Below are 1659 nucleotides of genomic sequence, written 5' to 3' on the forward strand. Positions count from 1 at the left end.
GGTCGTACGGCGTGAACCGTACGACCCGGGGCCTTCCGTGTGCGGGGCGTGACGGCCCCCTCCCTGTTCCTGCCCGGACCGTGGTCCGCCCGGAATCCGTTCTCTCAGAACCAGTTCTCGGCGAGGAGTTCGAGCGAGCGCTCGCGGACGGCGGGATCGAACGCATAGGTGACGGTGATGAGTTCGTCGGCGCCGGTGCGCTCGAGAAAGGTCTCCAGTTCGTCGACGACGGTCTTCGGCGAGCCGACGGCGGAGATGCTGAGCATCGGGTTGTCGGGCAGGTGCACGAGCTGCGGGTTCACCGGAGGCTGGAGCGGTCGGCGCTTGCCCGTCGCGACGTCCGTGAACATCTGACGCAGCGAGGTGAACTGGAGTTCGGCCTCGGCATCGGTCTCGGCGACGAGGACGTTGATGCCGGCCATGACGCGCGGCTCCTCGATGCGGGCGGTCGGCGACTCCGTCGTGAAGTTCTCGCGGTAGACGCGGACCGCCTGGTCGATCTGGTCGGGCGCGAAGTGGGACGCGAGGGAGAACGGCAGACCGAGCTGGCCGGCGATCGAGGCACCGTTCACGGTCGAACCGAGGACCCAGATCGGCACCTCGGTGCCCTTCGAGGCCGCCGAGGCGATCGGGATGCTGTACGCAGTCCCCACGGGTCCGAACCAGCCCTGCATGTCGTAGATGTTCTGTGCGAAGGCCTGCGGCTCGGCGGAGGAGCGGCTGAGTGCCTGCGCGGTCATCATGTCGGTGCCGGGCGCACGGCCGAGCCCGAGGTCGATCCGGTCCCCGTGGACGTTCGCGAGGGTGCCGTAGGTCTCCGCGACCATGAGCGGCGCGTGGTTGGGGAGCATGACGCCACCGGCACCCACCCGGATGCGGTCGGTACGCGTCGCGGCCTGATCGATGAGGAGAGCGGTCGCGCTCGAGGCGAGGTTCTCGGTGTTGTGGTGCTCGGCGAACCACAGGCGTTCGTACCCCAGCCGGTCGGCCAGCTCGGCGGCGTGCATGGAGGCCTCGATCGCCGCGGCGGCGGTGGATCCCTCCGGGATGGAGACGAGATCGAGGATGCTGAGCGGAACTCTCACGGGGTCTTCTTTCGCATGTGTCGGTGACGAATACTCTCGCCCAACCGTATGCACCCGCTCGCTATTCCTGACGGGCCCGATGTGCCCGGTGTGCGAAGGATCTCGTGTCTGCGCGAGGGCACGCCCGCGCCTGTGCCACGATCCGCGTGGCCGCAGCGTGGGGTTGAAGGCCAAGATGTGTGTACAGGATGGCCCGCTTGCCCAGTAACCCGTAGGGCAAAACCCTCGTGTACATGCCCTGTCAGCATGTTCGGTGCCAGATCCTCGACATCAGCCCCGCCATGCTGGACGTGCCGCCGCGCCGGAAGCAGCCCCTCGCACCGCCGGGGCTCCCGTGGTTCCCACGAGGTACACGCCGAGCCCGACCGTCGCCCACGGCAGCGGTGCCTGCTGCGCGAAGCAGCTTCTACCACCTCAGGTCGCAATCGGGTGCGGTTGACGCTGTTCAGACCTGATTTGCACAGTTTTAGTGTGTCAGCGAATCCACCATGGCCCGCGTCTCCTGCCTGATTTCAGGCTGCGCAGTGATCTCCTGCCCTGCAATCGTGATCACCACGTCCTGCAACGGCTTCAA

Annotated in this window: 1 protein-coding gene; it reads right to left on the bottom strand. The window is 67.1% G+C overall.

Annotated elements, in window-relative coordinates:
* Positions 1-104: 104 nt before the first annotated feature.
* On the bottom strand, positions 105-1085 hold the full coding sequence (locus ABD172_RS13475; protein ID WP_344310442.1) for an LLM class flavin-dependent oxidoreductase: 981 nt from the start codon (positions 1083-1085) through the stop codon (positions 105-107).
* Positions 1086-1659: the final 574 nt, after the last annotated feature.

The organism is Brevibacterium samyangense, assembly GCF_039529845.1.
Taxonomy (GTDB): domain Bacteria; phylum Actinomycetota; class Actinomycetes; order Actinomycetales; family Brevibacteriaceae; genus Brevibacterium; species Brevibacterium samyangense.